The organism is Pseudomonas fluorescens (assembly GCF_900636825.1).
GTDB lineage: Bacteria > Pseudomonadota > Gammaproteobacteria > Pseudomonadales > Pseudomonadaceae > Aquipseudomonas > Aquipseudomonas fluorescens_BG.
Genome location: NZ_LR134318.1, coordinates 3,587,111 through 3,601,274 on the forward strand (window position 1 = coordinate 3,587,111; position 14,164 = coordinate 3,601,274).

Genomic DNA, 14,164 nt, shown 5'->3' on the forward strand with positions numbered 1-14,164 from the left:
GCAACACATGGGTTTTCTCGCCGGTAAGCGCGTACTGATCGTCGGTGTCGCCAGCAAGCTGTCCATCGCATCCGGCATCGCTGCCGCCATGCATCGCGAGGGCGCTGAGCTTGCCTTCACTTATCAGAACGACAAGTTGAAAGGTCGTGTTGAGGAATTCGCCCAGGGCTGGGGTTCGAGCCCTGAGCTGTGCTTCCCGTGCGACGTGGCCAGCGACGAAGAAATCGCCAAGGTCTTCGAAGAACTGAGCAAGAAGTGGGACGGCCTGGACTGCATCGTGCATTCTGTAGGCTTCGCCCCGGGCGACCAACTGGACGGCGACTTCACCGAAGCCACCACCCGTGAAGGCTTCCGCATCGCTCACGACATCAGCGCCTACAGCTTCGTGGCCCTGGCCAAGGCCGGTCGCGAAATGATGAAAGGCCGCAACGGCAGCCTGCTGACCCTGTCGTACCTGGGCGCCGAGCGCACCATGCCGAACTACAACGTGATGGGCATGGCCAAGGCTTCGCTGGAAGCTGGCGTACGTTACCTGGCCGGTTCCCTGGGCCCGGACGGCACTCGCGTCAACTGCGTATCGGCTGGCCCGATCCGTACCCTGGCAGCGTCGGGCATCAAGAATTTCCGCAAGATGCTGGCCGCCAACGAAGCGCAAACCCCGCTGCGCCGCAACGTTACCATCGACGAAGTCGGCAATGCCGGCGCCTTCCTGTGCTCTGACCTGGCGTCGGGCATCAGCGGTGAAATCATGTACGTCGACGGCGGCTTCAACACCACCGCCATGGGCAACATCGAAGAGTGATCTTCGCCTAGCCGAAAAAAACCCGCCTGTTTCGGCGGGTTTTTTTATGGGTTGAAGATCAAAAGATCGCAGCCTGCGGCAGCTCCTGCAAGGAGATCCGTGATCTGGCCGATATCCAATGTGGGAGCCAGCCCTGCTGGCGATGGGGCCCGAACTAAGACCCTTTCAAGGCCTGCTTGTGCGCATACATCGCGCCATCCGCATCCGCCAGCAGGCTGTCGACCGACTCGTGGCGCTTGGCGTTGTATTCGATCTGGCCGACGCTGAACCGAATCGCATAACCGCGATGCAACGTGGCATTACGCTCTTCCAGTATCTCCTTGAGCCGCGCGACGATGGCGGTGGTTTCGACATGGCTTGAGCCGGTCAGCAACGCGACGAACTCATCGCCACCGAGGCGCCCGACCACATCGCTTTCGCGAAAGGCAATGCGCAACACGTCGGCAAAGGTCTTCAGCGCACTGTCGCCCTCGGCATGGCCGTAGAGATCATTGATCTGTTTGAAGTCGTTGAGGTCGAAAAACAGCAGCGTCGCCGGACGCCCCAATCGCGTGCAGGCATCGAGCGCGTGTTGCGCCAATTGTTTGAAGCCGCGACGGTTGGACAGTAGCGTCAGCTCGTCCATGCTCGCCATTTGCACCGCCGTCAGCTCTTGCTCGGCCATTTGCGCCAGATCGCGCAGCAGTGCGCGTTCTTCGTCGTCGAGTTCGCGAGGCTTGGTGTCGATAAGGCACAGGGTGCCCATCTTGTTGCCGTGGGGCACCGTCAGCGGATAGCCGGCATAGAAGCGGATGTTCGGCGCGCCGGTCACCAGCGGATTGTCGTGAAAACGCACGTCCTCGCGCGCATCGCGCACCAGCAGCAAGTCATCGTTGAGAATCGCATGCCCACAAAACGAAACATCCCGCGACGTCTCGGTGGCATCAAGGCCCACGCACGATTTGAACCACTGACGATCCTTGTCCACCAGCGTCACCAACGCGATCGGCACGTTGAACAGACGCTTGGCCAGCCGTGTGAGACGGTCAAAACGCTCCTCGGGGGCCGAATCGAGAAGATTGAGGCCGTGCAGCGCTTGCACGCGCGCGGCCTCATTGGCGGGTTTACCTGGAACCAGCATCAGCACACTCCGTTCGCAACAATGCTTCAAGCGTAGCGCTATTTCTGCAACGGTTCACCCACCAAATGCCCGCAACGGCACATGACCCGCCAGCATCGGCCCAGAGCTTGAACTGGCTCACAAAGAGGTCATGTGCCACAGCGACTCCCTTTCGTGGCTCGCGATGAACGGTTGGCCATTGCTAACTCTGGATACCGAGGATGTGCGAGTCAACGGCGGAAGCCGGGTCCAATGCGGCGATTATGCGCTGGCCGTTCCGCTGCACCAACAAACCGCCATGAAAACTCGATGGGGTATGGACATGAAGACCTTGATCTCCGAACAGCGGATCAAGCACTCCATCGTTCTGCACGCGCAGCCAGAAAGACTGATTAACGTAACCAGCATGGCCCGCAGCAACAATCTTTCCATCAGATTGCAATGCAACATACTCCATTGTGACGGGATACTGCGCAGTATCTACGGGCACACTAACAAGCAATCTCTTGCCTTTATTGAACTGCGGATCGAACTCGCCATCGGCGGTTAATCTGGAAATACAGGCTTGGTAAGTGCCTTCATCTATCTCCGCACCTACGACAACTATTTGTTCCCCATGAAGCACAAAATTCCCCAAGATGTTTACACCTTCAGCTACCCACCACCCGTTTATTCCGAAGCTCGGATCGATTATTCCGGGCGAAGTAAAGCGACCCACTAATTGTTGCCGGGAATCGGAGGTCGCGCCTATGAGGATTTCATCGTTTTTCGTAACCCCGACACACTCGACCATCGTGCTTGAGCCATTGAACTGAACATCGATCCACCCCCTCTCTGCACCAAATTCAAGGTCGTTCGCGCCATTGGAATGCAGTCGATAAATCCGTCCAGATCTGACACTGTCCTTATCTGCATAGGAAACACCCAGGAGAATCTTCCCGTCTTTCTGCAGGCATCCATATGGCAAATTTGAAACACTGACAGCTTGTTCTGGTGGGAGAAAAATCTTATTACCGAAGATCAGATCAGGACTTCCATTTTGATTGAAACGAGTGACCGCGAGCTGCAATTTAAAAATGTCATCTAACGCTTGAGTGGCCCCAATCAGCACGATTTTTCCATCCTCCTGCAGCAGCAACTCAACCGGCATCGAACTCACTCCTAGCGCAAATGACCATCTTGTTCTGCCGCCTTCGCCGAACTCAAGATCTGGAGTGCCGTCAGCAAAGCTTCTATACAGCCAGATATCTTTATCAGCCCAGACACAATAAATCATCGCCCCATCAGCATCTTCAACGATGCCACTTATTCTCCCGGGCCCTGGAACATAGACAATTCCCTCCAACCCGAAAGTGGGATCGAGAAATCCCGGAGCATTGACGAGGATAGAATCGTTGTGATTAGTCATTTTTTAGTCCTTCAAAATTTTTCCCCGGATTACCAAAGCGCTAATTAACGACAGGAAATCCAGAGAAAAAAACCAAGCGCGAGCCACTGTCCCACAGCGAATATCCCCGTGGCACCTGTAAGAAATTACAGTTCGGATGGCTTTGAAAGCCAGATTGGTATCTTCAATGGACTGATTGCAGAGAAAAAACCATTCTCAGCCTTAGGTGGCCCCCCAGGTACCCGCACCTTCGTGTTTGAACTCGCCACGTCTTTGCACATCTTGATCACAGTCCCACTTCTATAGCGATATATGCCTATGCGGGCCTCGACTTATCTCTTCCAACGCGCGACTCGCACACGACGCCAGACGTTGCGACCGCCGGTCATGCAGATGTCGACTTTAATCCTACAGTTGATAACGGCTCGCACCGAGCCATCGCTTCTGAGAGCCCGCAAGCATTGCGGGTCATCCATCACTTTGATCTGGAGTAGCGAACATGGGATTTGTCACCACCCAAGACGGCGTCGAAATCTTCTATAAAGACTGGGGCCCGAAAGATGCGCCGGTGATCCACTTTCACCACGGCTGGCCGCTCAGCTCCGATGACTGGGATGCGCAGATGCTGTTTTTCCTCAGCGAAGGCTTTCGGGTGATTGCCCATGATCGGCGTGGGCACGGACGTTCGAGCCAGGTCTGGGATGGCCACGATATGGATCACTACGCCGACGATGTACTGGCGGTGGTCAAGCATCTGGGCGTGAAAAACGTTGTGCACGTCGGCCATTCGACCGGGGGTGGCGAAGTGATTCACTACATCGCGCGGCACGGCCAGGACAATGTCGCCAAGGGCGTGCTGATCAGCGCGGTTCCGCCACTGATGGTGCAGACCGAGAGTAATCCGGGTGGCTTGCCGAAATCGGTGTTCGACGACTTTCAGGCGCAGTTGGCGGCGAATCGCGCGCAATTTTATCGGGACATTCCCACCGGACCTTTTTACGGCTACAACCGCCCGGGCGCCTCGCCGTCGGAGGGGATTATTGCGAACTGGTGGCGTCAGGGGATGATGGGCGGGGCCAAGGCGCATTACGACGGGATAGTCGCGTTTTCGCAGACGGACTTTACTGAAGACCTGAAGAAAGTCACCGTGCCGGTGCTGGTGATGCACGGCGAAGATGACCAGATTGTGCCGTACGCGAACTCGGGACCGATGTCGGCGAAGTTGTTGCCCAATGGCACATTGAAGTCCTATCCCGGATTCCCCCATGGAATGCCAACGACCGAGGCCGCGACGATAAACGCGGATTTACTGGCGTTTATTCTGGGGTGATGTCATCCCTGACAAAGGGCTGAATGGACCGCCGCCATCGCCAGCAGGGCTGGCTCCCACAGGGTCTGAGCGCATCTGGATTTCTCCGGACACGCTCAATCCAATGTGGGAGCGAGCCTGCTCGCGAAAGCAATCTGTCATCCGATACCCGAGCTGACTGAGCCACCGCGATCGCCAGCAGGGCTGGCTCCCACAGGGTGTGTGGGGACTGTGGATCAATTGTGGGAGCCAGCCCTGCTGGCGATTGATCTTTACTCTTCACTGCGGCCGGTGTTTGTGCGGTCGTGTTCGTAGTGATGAGCCAGCGGTAGCGCGGGGAGCCATGATTCGCGGCGCACGGTCCAGAGTTCGTAGGTGGGTTTGAAGCGGTTCGGCTCATCCAGCGATCCGAGGTTGATTTCAACCTCGTCGCCCGAGCGAGTGAACACCGGTGAGCCACAGCGAGGGCAGAAAAACCGGCCCTGATAGTCGCGGATTTCGCCCGAAACAGTCAGCGCCTCCTCCGGAAAAATCGCCGAGGCGTGAAACAGCGCGCCATGGCGTTTGCGGCAATCAAGACAATGGCAGATTCCGACGCGATACGGGGCACCGGATACTTTGAAGCGAACATTGCCACACAGGCAGCCGCCGCTAACGGTACGCATCGCACTCCTCCTTCACGCTCGGGTTACAACGTACAGGCGCCGATTTCAGCCGAAGAAGAGGCAGTAGCCAACTCCACTTCCGCAGCAAGTCTGGCCAGGTACTCGCCAAACCCGCCGCGACACTTGTAATCCGCACGCGCGCTGGTGGTCACAGAATTGGTCGCAGTCCAGACAATCCGCGCGCCGATCTTTTTCAGATCAGCGACCAAGTGCACATCTTCATGCGCTGGAAGCGGCTGAAAACCGCCAGCACTTACATAAGCCTGGGCACTAAGGCCGAGATTCGCACCGTGGATATGCTGATGATCCTCAATGAATTGATAACGCTCCAGATACTTCGACCGAACCCGTTCGCCGTGCTCACTCCAACTGTCAACTTCGACCGTGCCGCAAACAGCGTCGGCGTCGAGTTCGATTTGTCGCGCCAGCCAATTATGCGGAACCACAGTGTCGGCATCCGTGAAGGCAAGCCATTGCGCGCCGGCGGCCAATAACTCATCCGCGCCCAGCGCGCGCGCTTTGCCCACGTTCTGAAACGACACGGCGAGCGTGCCCACGCCGTAATCCGCGGCCCTTTGCCCAGTGCGGTCGGCACAGTCGTCCAGAACGACGACAATTCGCACCGCCCGGCCTTGCAAGGCAGGATGCGCGGCAGCCAACAGCACCGAGGATAGACAGGCAGCGATATGTTTTTCTTCGTTATGCGCAGGTATTACCACACCGATCATAAACGTCCCCTTGAAGTCGCAGCGTGACAAGCTCCAGCAGTCGACTCTCAACGCAACCAGAAGGTTTAAAAAAACAAGCGAACCGCGATAATCCGGTCATTCCCAGGGGCATTACGTACGGCGTTTATTGCAGACCGCTAGTCACATGCCCCGCTATTTCTCTGAACTAACGCCAGTCACCCCGCCTCTCCCCTTTACCCCTTAACTGAAGTAAAGGCAGGACGTCATGAGAGCACTTACCTATCACGGCGCACACAATGTCAAAGTCGACACCGTCGCCGATCCGACTATCGAAGACAGCGAAGACATCATTCTTCGTGTCACCGCCACAGCAATCTGTGGCTCCGATCTGCACTTGTATCGAGGCAAGATTCCCACCGTCGAGCATGGCGATATTTTCGGTCATGAGTTTATGGGCATCGTCGAGGAAACCGGTTCGGCGGTGACCGCCGTGCAACCGGGTGACCGCGTGGTGATTCCTTTTGTCATCGCCTGTGGCAGCTGTTTTTTCTGCCAGATGGATTTGTTTGCAGCCTGCGAAACCACCAATACCGGGCGCGGCGCGATCATCAACAAAAAGGCGATCCCGCCCGGCGCTGCGCTGTTTGGCTACAGCCACATGTACGGCGGCGTGCCCGGCGGCCAGGCCGAATATGTGCGCGTACCGAAAGGCAACACCGGGCCGTTCAAGGTGCCGGGCACGTTGTCGGATGAGAAAGTTCTGTTCCTCTCGGACATCCTGCCGACTGCCTGGCAAGCAGTGCTCAACGCCGGCATCAGCAACGGCTCGAGCGTCGCGATTTATGGCGCAGGGCCCGTCGGTTTGTTGAGCGCAGCGTGCGCGCGGATGCTCGGCGCCGAACAGATTTTCATGGTCGATCATCATCCGTATCGACTGGCATACGCGCAGCAAACCTACGGCGTGATCCCGATCAATTTCGATGAAGACGATGATCCGGCAGACACGATCATTCGCCAGACCAAGGGCATGCGCGGTGTCGATGGCGTGATCGATGCGGTCGGATTTGAAGCGAAAGGCAGCACCACCGAAACGGTGCTCACCACGTTGAAGATCGAAGGCAGCAGCGGCAAAGCCTTGCGTCAGTGCATCGCGGCCGTGAGACGCGGCGGCGTGGTCAGTGTGCCGGGGGTCTACTCAGGCTTCATTCACGGCTTCCTGTTCGGCGATGCGTTCGACAAGGGTCTGACCTTCAAAATGGGTCAGACCCATGTGCATCGCTTCCTGCCGGAGCTGCTGGAGCACATCGAGACGGGGCGCTTGTCGCCGGAGGTCATCATCAGCCATCGCATGTCGCTGGAACAGGCCGCCGAGGGCTACAGGATCTTTGATAAACGCGAGGAAGATTGCCGCAAGGTCATTTTGACCCCTGGCAGCGGCCATATCGCCACGCCGGAACTCGATGACGGTACGCCTGTGTTGGCCACCTGAGCCTGGCACCGCACCAGTCACAGCCACAAACTCCCTGTAGGAGCTGCCGAAGGCTGCGATCTTTTGATCCTGATTATCTTCAAAGATCAAGATCAAAAGATCGCAGCCTTCGGCAGCTCCTACACAGGTTGCGGTGTCAGGGTCGAGGTCGCCAGAGGTTGCGGTGTCATGGTCGACGCCGTGCAGGCTTTCGATGTCTGCGCGGTTTCAAAGACGCTTTGAGGCACAAGATCTTCGATAAGCGCGAGGAAGATCGCACCTGTGGCAGCCACGAACTCCCTGTAGGAGCTGCCGAAGGCTGCGATCTTTTGATCTTCTTTATTTTCAAAGATCAAGATCAAAAGATCGCAGCCTTCGGCAGCTCCTACACAGGTTGCGGTGTCAGGGTCGCGGTCGCCAGAGGTTGCGGTGTCTGGGCAGACGCCGTGCAGGTTTTCGATGTCTGCGTGGTTTCGAAAATGCTTTGAGCTTGTTGCGCTGCTCCACCGCTGGGTGGGCTCGATAACAGGCTCAGCGCCCGTTCAATCTCATCAGCGGCGCCATCCTTATGCTGCGGATCTACCCACTTCCAATACCCTTCCGCCATCAAGCCGCCGACCGCTTCGGCGCACAACGCATCACAACTGACACCCATTCGGGTGGCTGATGCGATGACGGCTAACAGGGCTTGTTCCAGTTGCTGCGTTCTATCGGCAAACACATTACCGACTCCATGAAAGACCTGGGCGCATTATGCCTGATGTCAGTATGGCATCAATGAAAATAACCACCGCTCAAGTGCGCAAAATAGCCATCGGCGTGCGGTTTTGACCGCGAAGTAGAGGCTCGGCGGAAAGCTCGAAAAACGTTTGAATTTTTTGCTTCTCGCACCACTCATTTGGCTATGAGCGTAAGGAGGAACTCATGAGCCACCCAGATATTTTCGTCATCGAATACAAGCTGCACGGGCAGCCAAAGTCATTCGTCATCCGAACGAAGTCCATGCGCAATGCCGATGCCTGGCATTGGGCAAGCTGCGACGCCGGTCTGGCGCCAATCCCCAAACCGGGCAAGCCGCCGTTGAAGGTTGTGTCAAAACCTCAGGCCGAGCGGTACGGAGTGACGGATGTGAAATGGCGGGAAACGGCGACCATTACCTGGACGGAGGCTTAGCCGCAGCGGGCGCTGGAATGCGCCCGCAAAAAAAACGGTGACGATGTTTCCATCGTCACCGCCAAGAGGTTCACACCCCTGTCTCAGCTTTTCTTTTCCATGGTCGCGGCCTGATTGCCGCCCTGCTCGGCAATCTTGGTGAGCTTCTCGTCGGCGCCCTTCTCTTCGGCCAGCGTGGCGGCCAATAGCGCCGCGGCGTCATCCATATTCAGATGCTTGGCCATGGCGATCAGCGTTCCGTAGGCGGCGATCTCGTAGTGTTCGACCTTTTGCGCCGCGCCGATCAACGCGGCATCGAGTACCGCGCCTTTATCGATCTCCTCCAGCAGCTCTTTCGATTCCTCGACCAGCCCCTCCATGGCCACGCACTTCATGCGCTTGAGCTTCAGGCCGGTCAGCTCCACCAGTTGATCGATGCGCTCGATCTGACCATGGGTCTCTTCCAAGTGGGAGGTGAAGGCATCGGCCAGCAAAGGATTGGTCGCCGCTTTCGCCAGGCGCGGCAGAGCTTTGGTGATTTGTTTTTCCGCACTGTAGACATCGGAGAGTTCATGGATAAACAAGTCTTCGACAGTTTTTCTAGCCATTTGCAAACTTCCTTCCGGTCAGTAGGGCGTCGCGCGATGGGCGGACGCATGGGATCAACCTGCAAGCAAAACTTGCCGTGCATGAGCAATGACCCGACTCAGCCCAAAGGTGTTCCGAAAATAACCGAAGCGGCGGATGAAAGGTTGATGGCTTAGCCCAGCGCCGTGTCGAGAAACATCATGACGCCGAAGCCGAGCATCAATCCCAGGGTCGCCGGTGTTTCGTGGCCGTTGCGATGAGTCTCCGGAATGACTTCATGGGACACCACGAAAATCATCGCGCCAGCTGCCAGGCCGAGTGCGATCGGATAGCCCAGAGCAAAACTGCTGGAGACGCCGAGGCCAATGATCGCACCGATGGGTTCCATCAACCCCGATCCCACCGCAATCAGCACGGCTCGACGCGCCGAAATCCCGGTTACGCGTAACGCCAAGGCAACCGCCAGACCTTCCGGAATATCTTGAATAGCGATGGCGGTCGTCAGCGGAAGGCCGACGTTCAAATCACCGTTGGCGAAGCTCACGCCGATGGCCATGCCTTCCGGCAGGTTATGCAGGGTGATCGCCAGGACGAACAGCCAGACACGGTTGATGCGTTTGGCAGCCGGCCCCCTCCGCCCGCTCTTCTCGTGTTCGTGCGGGACGAATCGATCCAGGCCGACCATCAATGCCACGCCCAGCGCCAATCCTGAGACCACTACGCAGGCCGCCAGCAATTGATTGCCGCACAACGCCTGGGCCGCCTCGATGCCGGGCAGAATCAGCGAGAAGGAACTGGCGGCCAACATCATCCCGGCAGCGAAGCCAAGCATGATGTCCTGGGTGCGGGCGGCGATGTCGCGCAACGCGATGGCGGCAATTGCCCCCGTCGCGGTCGCGGCGAAGCCTGACATTCCTCCGAGGAAAGCAAAATACAGATTCTCTTTGCTGGCATCGACAAACGCGCCGTAGCCGCTGATCAGCAGCAGAACCGCGACGCACAGCAACAGCAGCCAAAAGAACACACCGCCCCATCCCGTTCGGGAGATCTGCATGAAGAAGGCGCGCACTGGCGCTGCAAAAGATGACGATGGCTCTGACATGTTTCCCCCCATGGGTTTGCCCGCAAGGCGCGTGAAACGCGCTGAAAAATTGAATCAGTTTTCCTTGGCAATCACCGAGATCTTGCCGTTGCGCTCAATGATCGCGAACTTGATCTCCTCGAGCCTTTCGATGCCCTGACTGGAGCGGGCCGCCTCCATGATGTCTGCTTCAATCAATCGAGCATGACGCAGACGCTCATGCAACAGTCTGCCGTTCTCGACGATGATTGTCGGCTCACCATCGATCAAGCGAGACACCCATTGCGAGCGTTGTTTTAGCAACGACAGGCCGACGTCGATGGCGATCAGCGTGACGATGACAATGATCGAATTGGTCACTGAAAAATCATCACCCAACAGCGCCTGCTGGGTCGCTTCGCCAATCATCATCAACAGCACGAAATCGAACGTGGTCAACTCCGCCAGCGAGCGGCGACCGGCGATCTTGAACAGCATCATCAGTGCCAGATACATCGCCGCGGCGCGCAGTACCGAATCCATAAGTCACCTAAGGAAAAATGAACTGTGTAAGTTCTACGCCGCGGGTGCCGGGCACCGCGATCCGACTGCGGTAAACGCCCAAGCCGTCGCCGCGCAACGTCAGGTACAGCGTCGCTCGCCCGTCCGCATCGGTGTGCAGCGAGAGCTTGATGCCATGGCCCGAACTGCTCGCTCGCAACGGTTCAGGCTGCAAGGTTTCGATGCTGAAGCCTTCGAGCAATTCGCCGGCCAGTTCCAGCTCCAGCGGCCCGTCCGCACCGCCGGTCACGTTGATCTTCATCGAATTGCTCGAGCCGTTGCGATGGAACATGTCGTACTCCACCCTGACCCGGCCGTCATCGCTGCGCACATCTCTGGAACTGACGATACCCCTCGAGAACACGCCGACCAGCCCCAGCAGCACGACCAGCACCAGCAGGTACCAGCCGACGCGCTCAAAGCGCCAGACTTTGAGCTGGAACGCCATGTCCTCGTGAACAGGATAGTCACGGGACTGCAAATCCGGACGGCGCTCGTTCTCGCTCATGGGGCTTGATCCGGTTCGCCGCGCTGCGCACGGCGATGATAATGCGGCAACCGCTGCAGGGCGTATTCGGTCGCCTGCTCCTGCACCTCGCAACGTCCACCGGAAAAACGGTGTTCGTGGCTGTAGACATAACAGGCGCCATCGAGCTGGAAGGCCCAGGCGAAACAAATCGTGCCGGCGGGAATTCCGTCGATATCGTCAGGGCCGAGAATGCCGGTCGTCGCCACTGCGACATTGGCCGTGCTGTCACGCAAGGCGCCACGAGCCATTTCCCGCGCGACTTCGACGCTGGTCAGATTGAACGTTTCGATGGTCTGCGGGCTGACATGCAGCAAGCGCTGCTTGGCCTGCGGCGAATAAACGACGTAGCCGCACTCGATGAATTGGCCGCTGCCTTCGACTTCCGACAGCAGCATGACGATCTTGCCCGCCGTGCACGACTCTGCCGTCGTCACCAGCAGGGCGTTATCGCGCAGGTATTGAACGGTTTCATTGGCGATGGACATGGATTCGGCTCACACAGTTATTGCATGGTTGAGCGATGAAAAACGCGATAGGTTCAAAAACTCTGGTCAACCAGGTAAACGCTCCCCTGTAGGAGCTGCCGCAGGCTGCGATCTTTTGATCTTTCAAAGCAAAAAATCAAAAGATCGCAGCCTGCCGCAGCTCCTACAGTGGCTATTTAGCTATTCGGTGCAGGTTCGGAGGCCCGTTGCGGGCCTCCTGTCGGGCTCCGCGTCAGGAGGTGCCGAGGCCCTTGGACAGATCGGCAGACCCAGCCGACCCAGCCGACGTCGATGGCGTCGATGGCGTCGATGGAGCAGACGTCGCGGATCCAGACGAAGTCGCCGCCGGCCCCGCTGATCCAGCTTGCTCAGTGGTTTTCGTCACGGTGTCGCGTACCGCTTCGTAGCCCTCCTGTGCCTGTTTTTTCACTTTGTCGACCAGACCGGCGCTGGAACGGCCCATGTAGCGTTGCTCTGTTCGCGTGCTCGGCAACGCCGCGCCGAGCAACGCGCCCAAGGCAATCCCGGCGGCCGCGACTACCAGCGGTTGTTCCTTGAGCATCTGATTGAACTGCTGCCCCAGCACTTGCGTGTTGCGAGACAACCGATCACCAGCGTCGTGCATCGCATGGCTGAGGTTCTCGCTGGCGGCGCTGACGTTATCGCCCAAGTGAGAAGCCTTGCCCTTGAGCGATTCATAGCCGCCCTTCAGCGATTCATAACCGCCCTTCACCGAATCCGCAGTGTGATGCAGATGGCCGCGCGCGCTATCGATGCCGTCCGTCAGCCCGTCGGCCCAAGCCCCCGCTGTGTCCTGATCGGGACCTGTGCGGTAGGTCGGCTGGGGCGGCCGATTCTGGCTCATCATCAGCCACAGCAAGCCCACAGACGTCAGCACCGCAGGCACAGGATTGTTGCGCACGCTGGTGCCCAGATTGGTGACGAACGTCGAACCGTTGTTCTGCATCAAGCTCCACGCCTGGTCAAACATCTGACCCGGGGTGAACTTGCTTTCCAGTTTGTCGACGATATTGCCGATGCTGGCGCGCTGAGCATCGATTTCCCGCTCGATCTGTTCCGGGCTTTTTTGCGATTCGATTTCCAGTTCAGTGGTCATGAGACTTTCCTCCGCAGCGCTTCCTGATCTTTGTTCAGAGCATCCAGCGTCCGGTCAGGTTTGAAGTGGGACGGCTCGAACTGTTTTTTCCCCGATTGCAACATGACGAAGCCGATGATCATCACCACCACGCCGACGATCAGCGCCGCCAGCCATGGCGCCATGAACATACTCAGTCCGTAAACCGCCGACATCAGCAAGATGATGAACCCGGCGAGGAACACAATCGCGCCGCCGGCAACTGCCCCGATGCCAGCCTTAAGTGTGTTGAGGCTGGACTGAAGTTCGGCCTTGGCCAGCGCCAGTTCCTTGGTGAACAACGCGGGCACTTCGCGGGACAATTGCCGCAACAGGCCAACCACCGAAGCGTCATCCGGCTGGCCGAGCGGTCGTGCTCCGGGCAAATCGTGATCGTCTCTGTTCATCACAGTTCTCCTTTGACGTTAGGCGAGGCCGGAATCGCTGAGCCGGCAAAATCCGAAGGGTGATCGTGCTCGTTGGGTGACGCCGGCGTGATACCGGTCGCCAGGCCGGAAGAGGCATCCCTCGGATAAGGGTCGGAAGACGATGCGGGAGAGGGTTCATGCGGTCGTTGCGCACCAAAACCGCCGGCCGGTGGCATCGAGCTTGCCGTTGCGGCGTCATGATTCGGGCTGACAGTCGCAGCCGCCTCAGTACCGGCCTTGAGGAACCGCGACAAACCGAAGCCAATGGCCACACTGCCGGCGATGAACAGCGCGGGATTGTTACGAGCCAGGTCGGCGGCGTCATGCAACAACTGCTCGGCACTTTTGCCGCGCAAGCTGCCAGCCAGCCCGGTCATCGACTCCGCCATGTCTGTCAGGTAATCGGACATGCCGAAGGCATCCTTGTCTTCGAGCTCATTGACAAAGCTCTTCGCCCCTTGCGCCAATGCCTCGATCTGTTCCGCCGCTGTGTCGCGATACTGGCCGAACTGCGCATCGGCTTGCTGCCGAGCGCCACCCAGCGCCTCGCTGACGTCGTCCTTCAAGTGCTCGAAATCCGGCCCCGGCTTGCCGCCTGCGGATTCGCCTGCCTGAGTTCCTGCTCTAGTGTCTGAAGTATTCATGTGGTCCCTCGCCTTCCGGTTGGAAACGTTTGGTGGGACTGCGCAGCACACATTGCCCTGAGCCCCCTCATATAAGAGGACGGAAGAGATGCGCGTAGAGTTCAAAGCGGTTGATGAGCGTGCACGCTTGCTCACTTTTGACGGGACACGTGGACAGCTTCGA

The 14,164-nt window shown here is 58.1% G+C and carries 18 protein-coding genes; 4 read left to right on the plus strand and 14 right to left on the minus strand.

What is annotated here, in order from left to right; all coding sequences use genetic code 11:
- Window positions 1-7 precede the first annotated feature (7 nt).
- Window positions 8-802 carry an enoyl-ACP reductase FabI gene (gene fabI / locus EL257_RS16150; RefSeq protein ID WP_090282903.1) on the plus strand — a complete coding sequence of 265 codons (795 nt, stop codon included), beginning with the start codon at window positions 8-10 and terminating at the stop codon, window positions 800-802.
- A gap of 154 nt (window positions 803-956) precedes the next feature.
- Here the strand turns inward: fabI and EL257_RS16155 are convergent, their stop codons facing one another.
- Window positions 957-1,922 carry a sensor domain-containing diguanylate cyclase gene (locus EL257_RS16155; protein ID WP_126364278.1) on the minus strand — a complete coding sequence of 322 codons (966 nt, stop codon included), beginning with the start codon at window positions 1,920-1,922 and terminating at the stop codon, window positions 957-959.
- 181 nt (window positions 1,923-2,103) lie between these two features.
- A complete protein-coding gene (locus tag EL257_RS16160) occupies window positions 2,104-3,309 on the minus strand; it encodes a hypothetical protein (RefSeq protein ID WP_126364280.1) in 1,206 nt (401 codons plus the stop codon).
- A gap of 478 nt (window positions 3,310-3,787) precedes the next feature.
- On the opposite strand from EL257_RS16160, the gene EL257_RS16165 reads away from it, so the two are divergent.
- Window positions 3,788-4,618 carry an alpha/beta fold hydrolase gene (locus EL257_RS16165; protein ID WP_126364282.1) on the plus strand — a complete coding sequence of 277 codons (831 nt, stop codon included), beginning with the start codon at window positions 3,788-3,790 and terminating at the stop codon, window positions 4,616-4,618.
- A 251-nt stretch (window positions 4,619-4,869) separates the two neighbouring features.
- Here the strand turns inward: EL257_RS16165 and EL257_RS16170 are convergent, their stop codons facing one another.
- Both EL257_RS16170 and EL257_RS16175 read right to left on the minus strand, forming a co-directional pair.
- Window positions 4,870-5,262, minus strand: coding sequence for a GFA family protein (locus tag EL257_RS16170; protein WP_126364284.1), 393 nt, complete (start codon window positions 5,260-5,262; stop codon window positions 4,870-4,872).
- Window positions 5,263-5,285: 23 nt separating this feature from the next.
- Window positions 5,286-5,990 carry a glycosyltransferase gene (locus EL257_RS16175; protein WP_126364286.1) on the minus strand — a complete coding sequence of 235 codons (705 nt, stop codon included), beginning with the start codon at window positions 5,988-5,990 and terminating at the stop codon, window positions 5,286-5,288.
- A gap of 226 nt (window positions 5,991-6,216) precedes the next feature.
- Between EL257_RS16175 and EL257_RS16180 the strand changes: the two genes are divergently transcribed.
- A complete protein-coding gene (locus EL257_RS16180) occupies window positions 6,217-7,440 on the plus strand; it encodes a zinc-dependent alcohol dehydrogenase (RefSeq protein ID WP_126364288.1) in 1,224 nt (407 codons plus the stop codon).
- Window positions 7,441-7,559: 119 nt separating this feature from the next.
- Here EL257_RS16180 and EL257_RS16185 read toward each other — a convergent pair whose 3' ends face one another.
- Both EL257_RS16185 and EL257_RS16190 read right to left on the minus strand, forming a co-directional pair.
- The gene (locus tag EL257_RS16185; RefSeq protein WP_126364290.1) at window positions 7,560-7,781 is read right to left on the minus strand and encodes a hypothetical protein; all 222 of its coding nucleotides are present in this window, start codon (window positions 7,779-7,781) and stop codon (window positions 7,560-7,562) included.
- Window positions 7,782-7,804: 23 nt separating this feature from the next.
- Window positions 7,805-8,140, minus strand: coding sequence for a hypothetical protein (locus EL257_RS16190; RefSeq protein WP_126364292.1), 336 nt, complete (start codon window positions 8,138-8,140; stop codon window positions 7,805-7,807).
- Between the two features lie 203 nt (window positions 8,141-8,343).
- Here EL257_RS16190 and EL257_RS16195 point away from each other — a divergent pair, with 203 nt between their 5' ends.
- The gene (locus EL257_RS16195; protein WP_126364294.1) at window positions 8,344-8,592 is read left to right on the plus strand and encodes a DUF6555 family protein; all 249 of its coding nucleotides are present in this window, start codon (window positions 8,344-8,346) and stop codon (window positions 8,590-8,592) included.
- An 83-nt stretch (window positions 8,593-8,675) separates the two neighbouring features.
- Here the strand turns inward: EL257_RS16195 and EL257_RS16200 are convergent, their stop codons facing one another.
- The 8 genes from EL257_RS16200 to EL257_RS16235 all read right to left on the minus strand — a co-directional run bounded on the left by EL257_RS16200 (window position 8,676) and on the right by EL257_RS16235 (window position 14,001).
- Complete coding sequence (locus EL257_RS16200; RefSeq protein WP_126364296.1) at window positions 8,676-9,179, minus strand: ferritin-like domain-containing protein; 504 nt, start codon at window positions 9,177-9,179, stop codon at window positions 8,676-8,678.
- A gap of 152 nt (window positions 9,180-9,331) precedes the next feature.
- Complete coding sequence (locus tag EL257_RS16205; RefSeq protein ID WP_126364298.1) at window positions 9,332-10,261, minus strand: ZIP family metal transporter; 930 nt, start codon at window positions 10,259-10,261, stop codon at window positions 9,332-9,334.
- 54 nt (window positions 10,262-10,315) lie between these two features.
- On the minus strand, window positions 10,316-10,762 hold the full coding sequence (locus EL257_RS16210) for a DUF421 domain-containing protein (RefSeq protein ID WP_126364300.1): 447 nt from the start codon (window positions 10,760-10,762) through the stop codon (window positions 10,316-10,318).
- 7 nt (window positions 10,763-10,769) lie between these two features.
- Window positions 10,770-11,288 carry a hypothetical protein gene (locus EL257_RS16215; protein WP_126364302.1) on the minus strand — a complete coding sequence of 173 codons (519 nt, stop codon included), beginning with the start codon at window positions 11,286-11,288 and terminating at the stop codon, window positions 10,770-10,772.
- Window positions 11,285-11,794 (minus strand): CinA family protein, encoded by a 510-nt coding sequence (locus EL257_RS16220; protein WP_126364304.1) that lies wholly within the window; start codon window positions 11,792-11,794, stop codon window positions 11,285-11,287. The genes EL257_RS16215 and EL257_RS16220 overlap by 4 nt, the downstream gene beginning before the upstream one ends.
- Before the next feature lie 232 nt (window positions 11,795-12,026).
- Window positions 12,027-12,911, minus strand: coding sequence for a DUF3618 domain-containing protein (locus tag EL257_RS16225; protein ID WP_126364306.1), 885 nt, complete (start codon window positions 12,909-12,911; stop codon window positions 12,027-12,029).
- Window positions 12,908-13,336, minus strand: coding sequence for a phage holin family protein (locus tag EL257_RS16230; protein WP_126364308.1), 429 nt, complete (start codon window positions 13,334-13,336; stop codon window positions 12,908-12,910). The genes EL257_RS16225 and EL257_RS16230 overlap by 4 nt, the downstream gene beginning before the upstream one ends.
- Window positions 13,336-14,001, minus strand: coding sequence for a hypothetical protein (locus EL257_RS16235; RefSeq protein ID WP_126364310.1), 666 nt, complete (start codon window positions 13,999-14,001; stop codon window positions 13,336-13,338). Before EL257_RS16235 ends, EL257_RS16230 begins: the two co-directional genes overlap by 1 nt.
- Window positions 14,002-14,164: the final 163 nt, after the last annotated feature.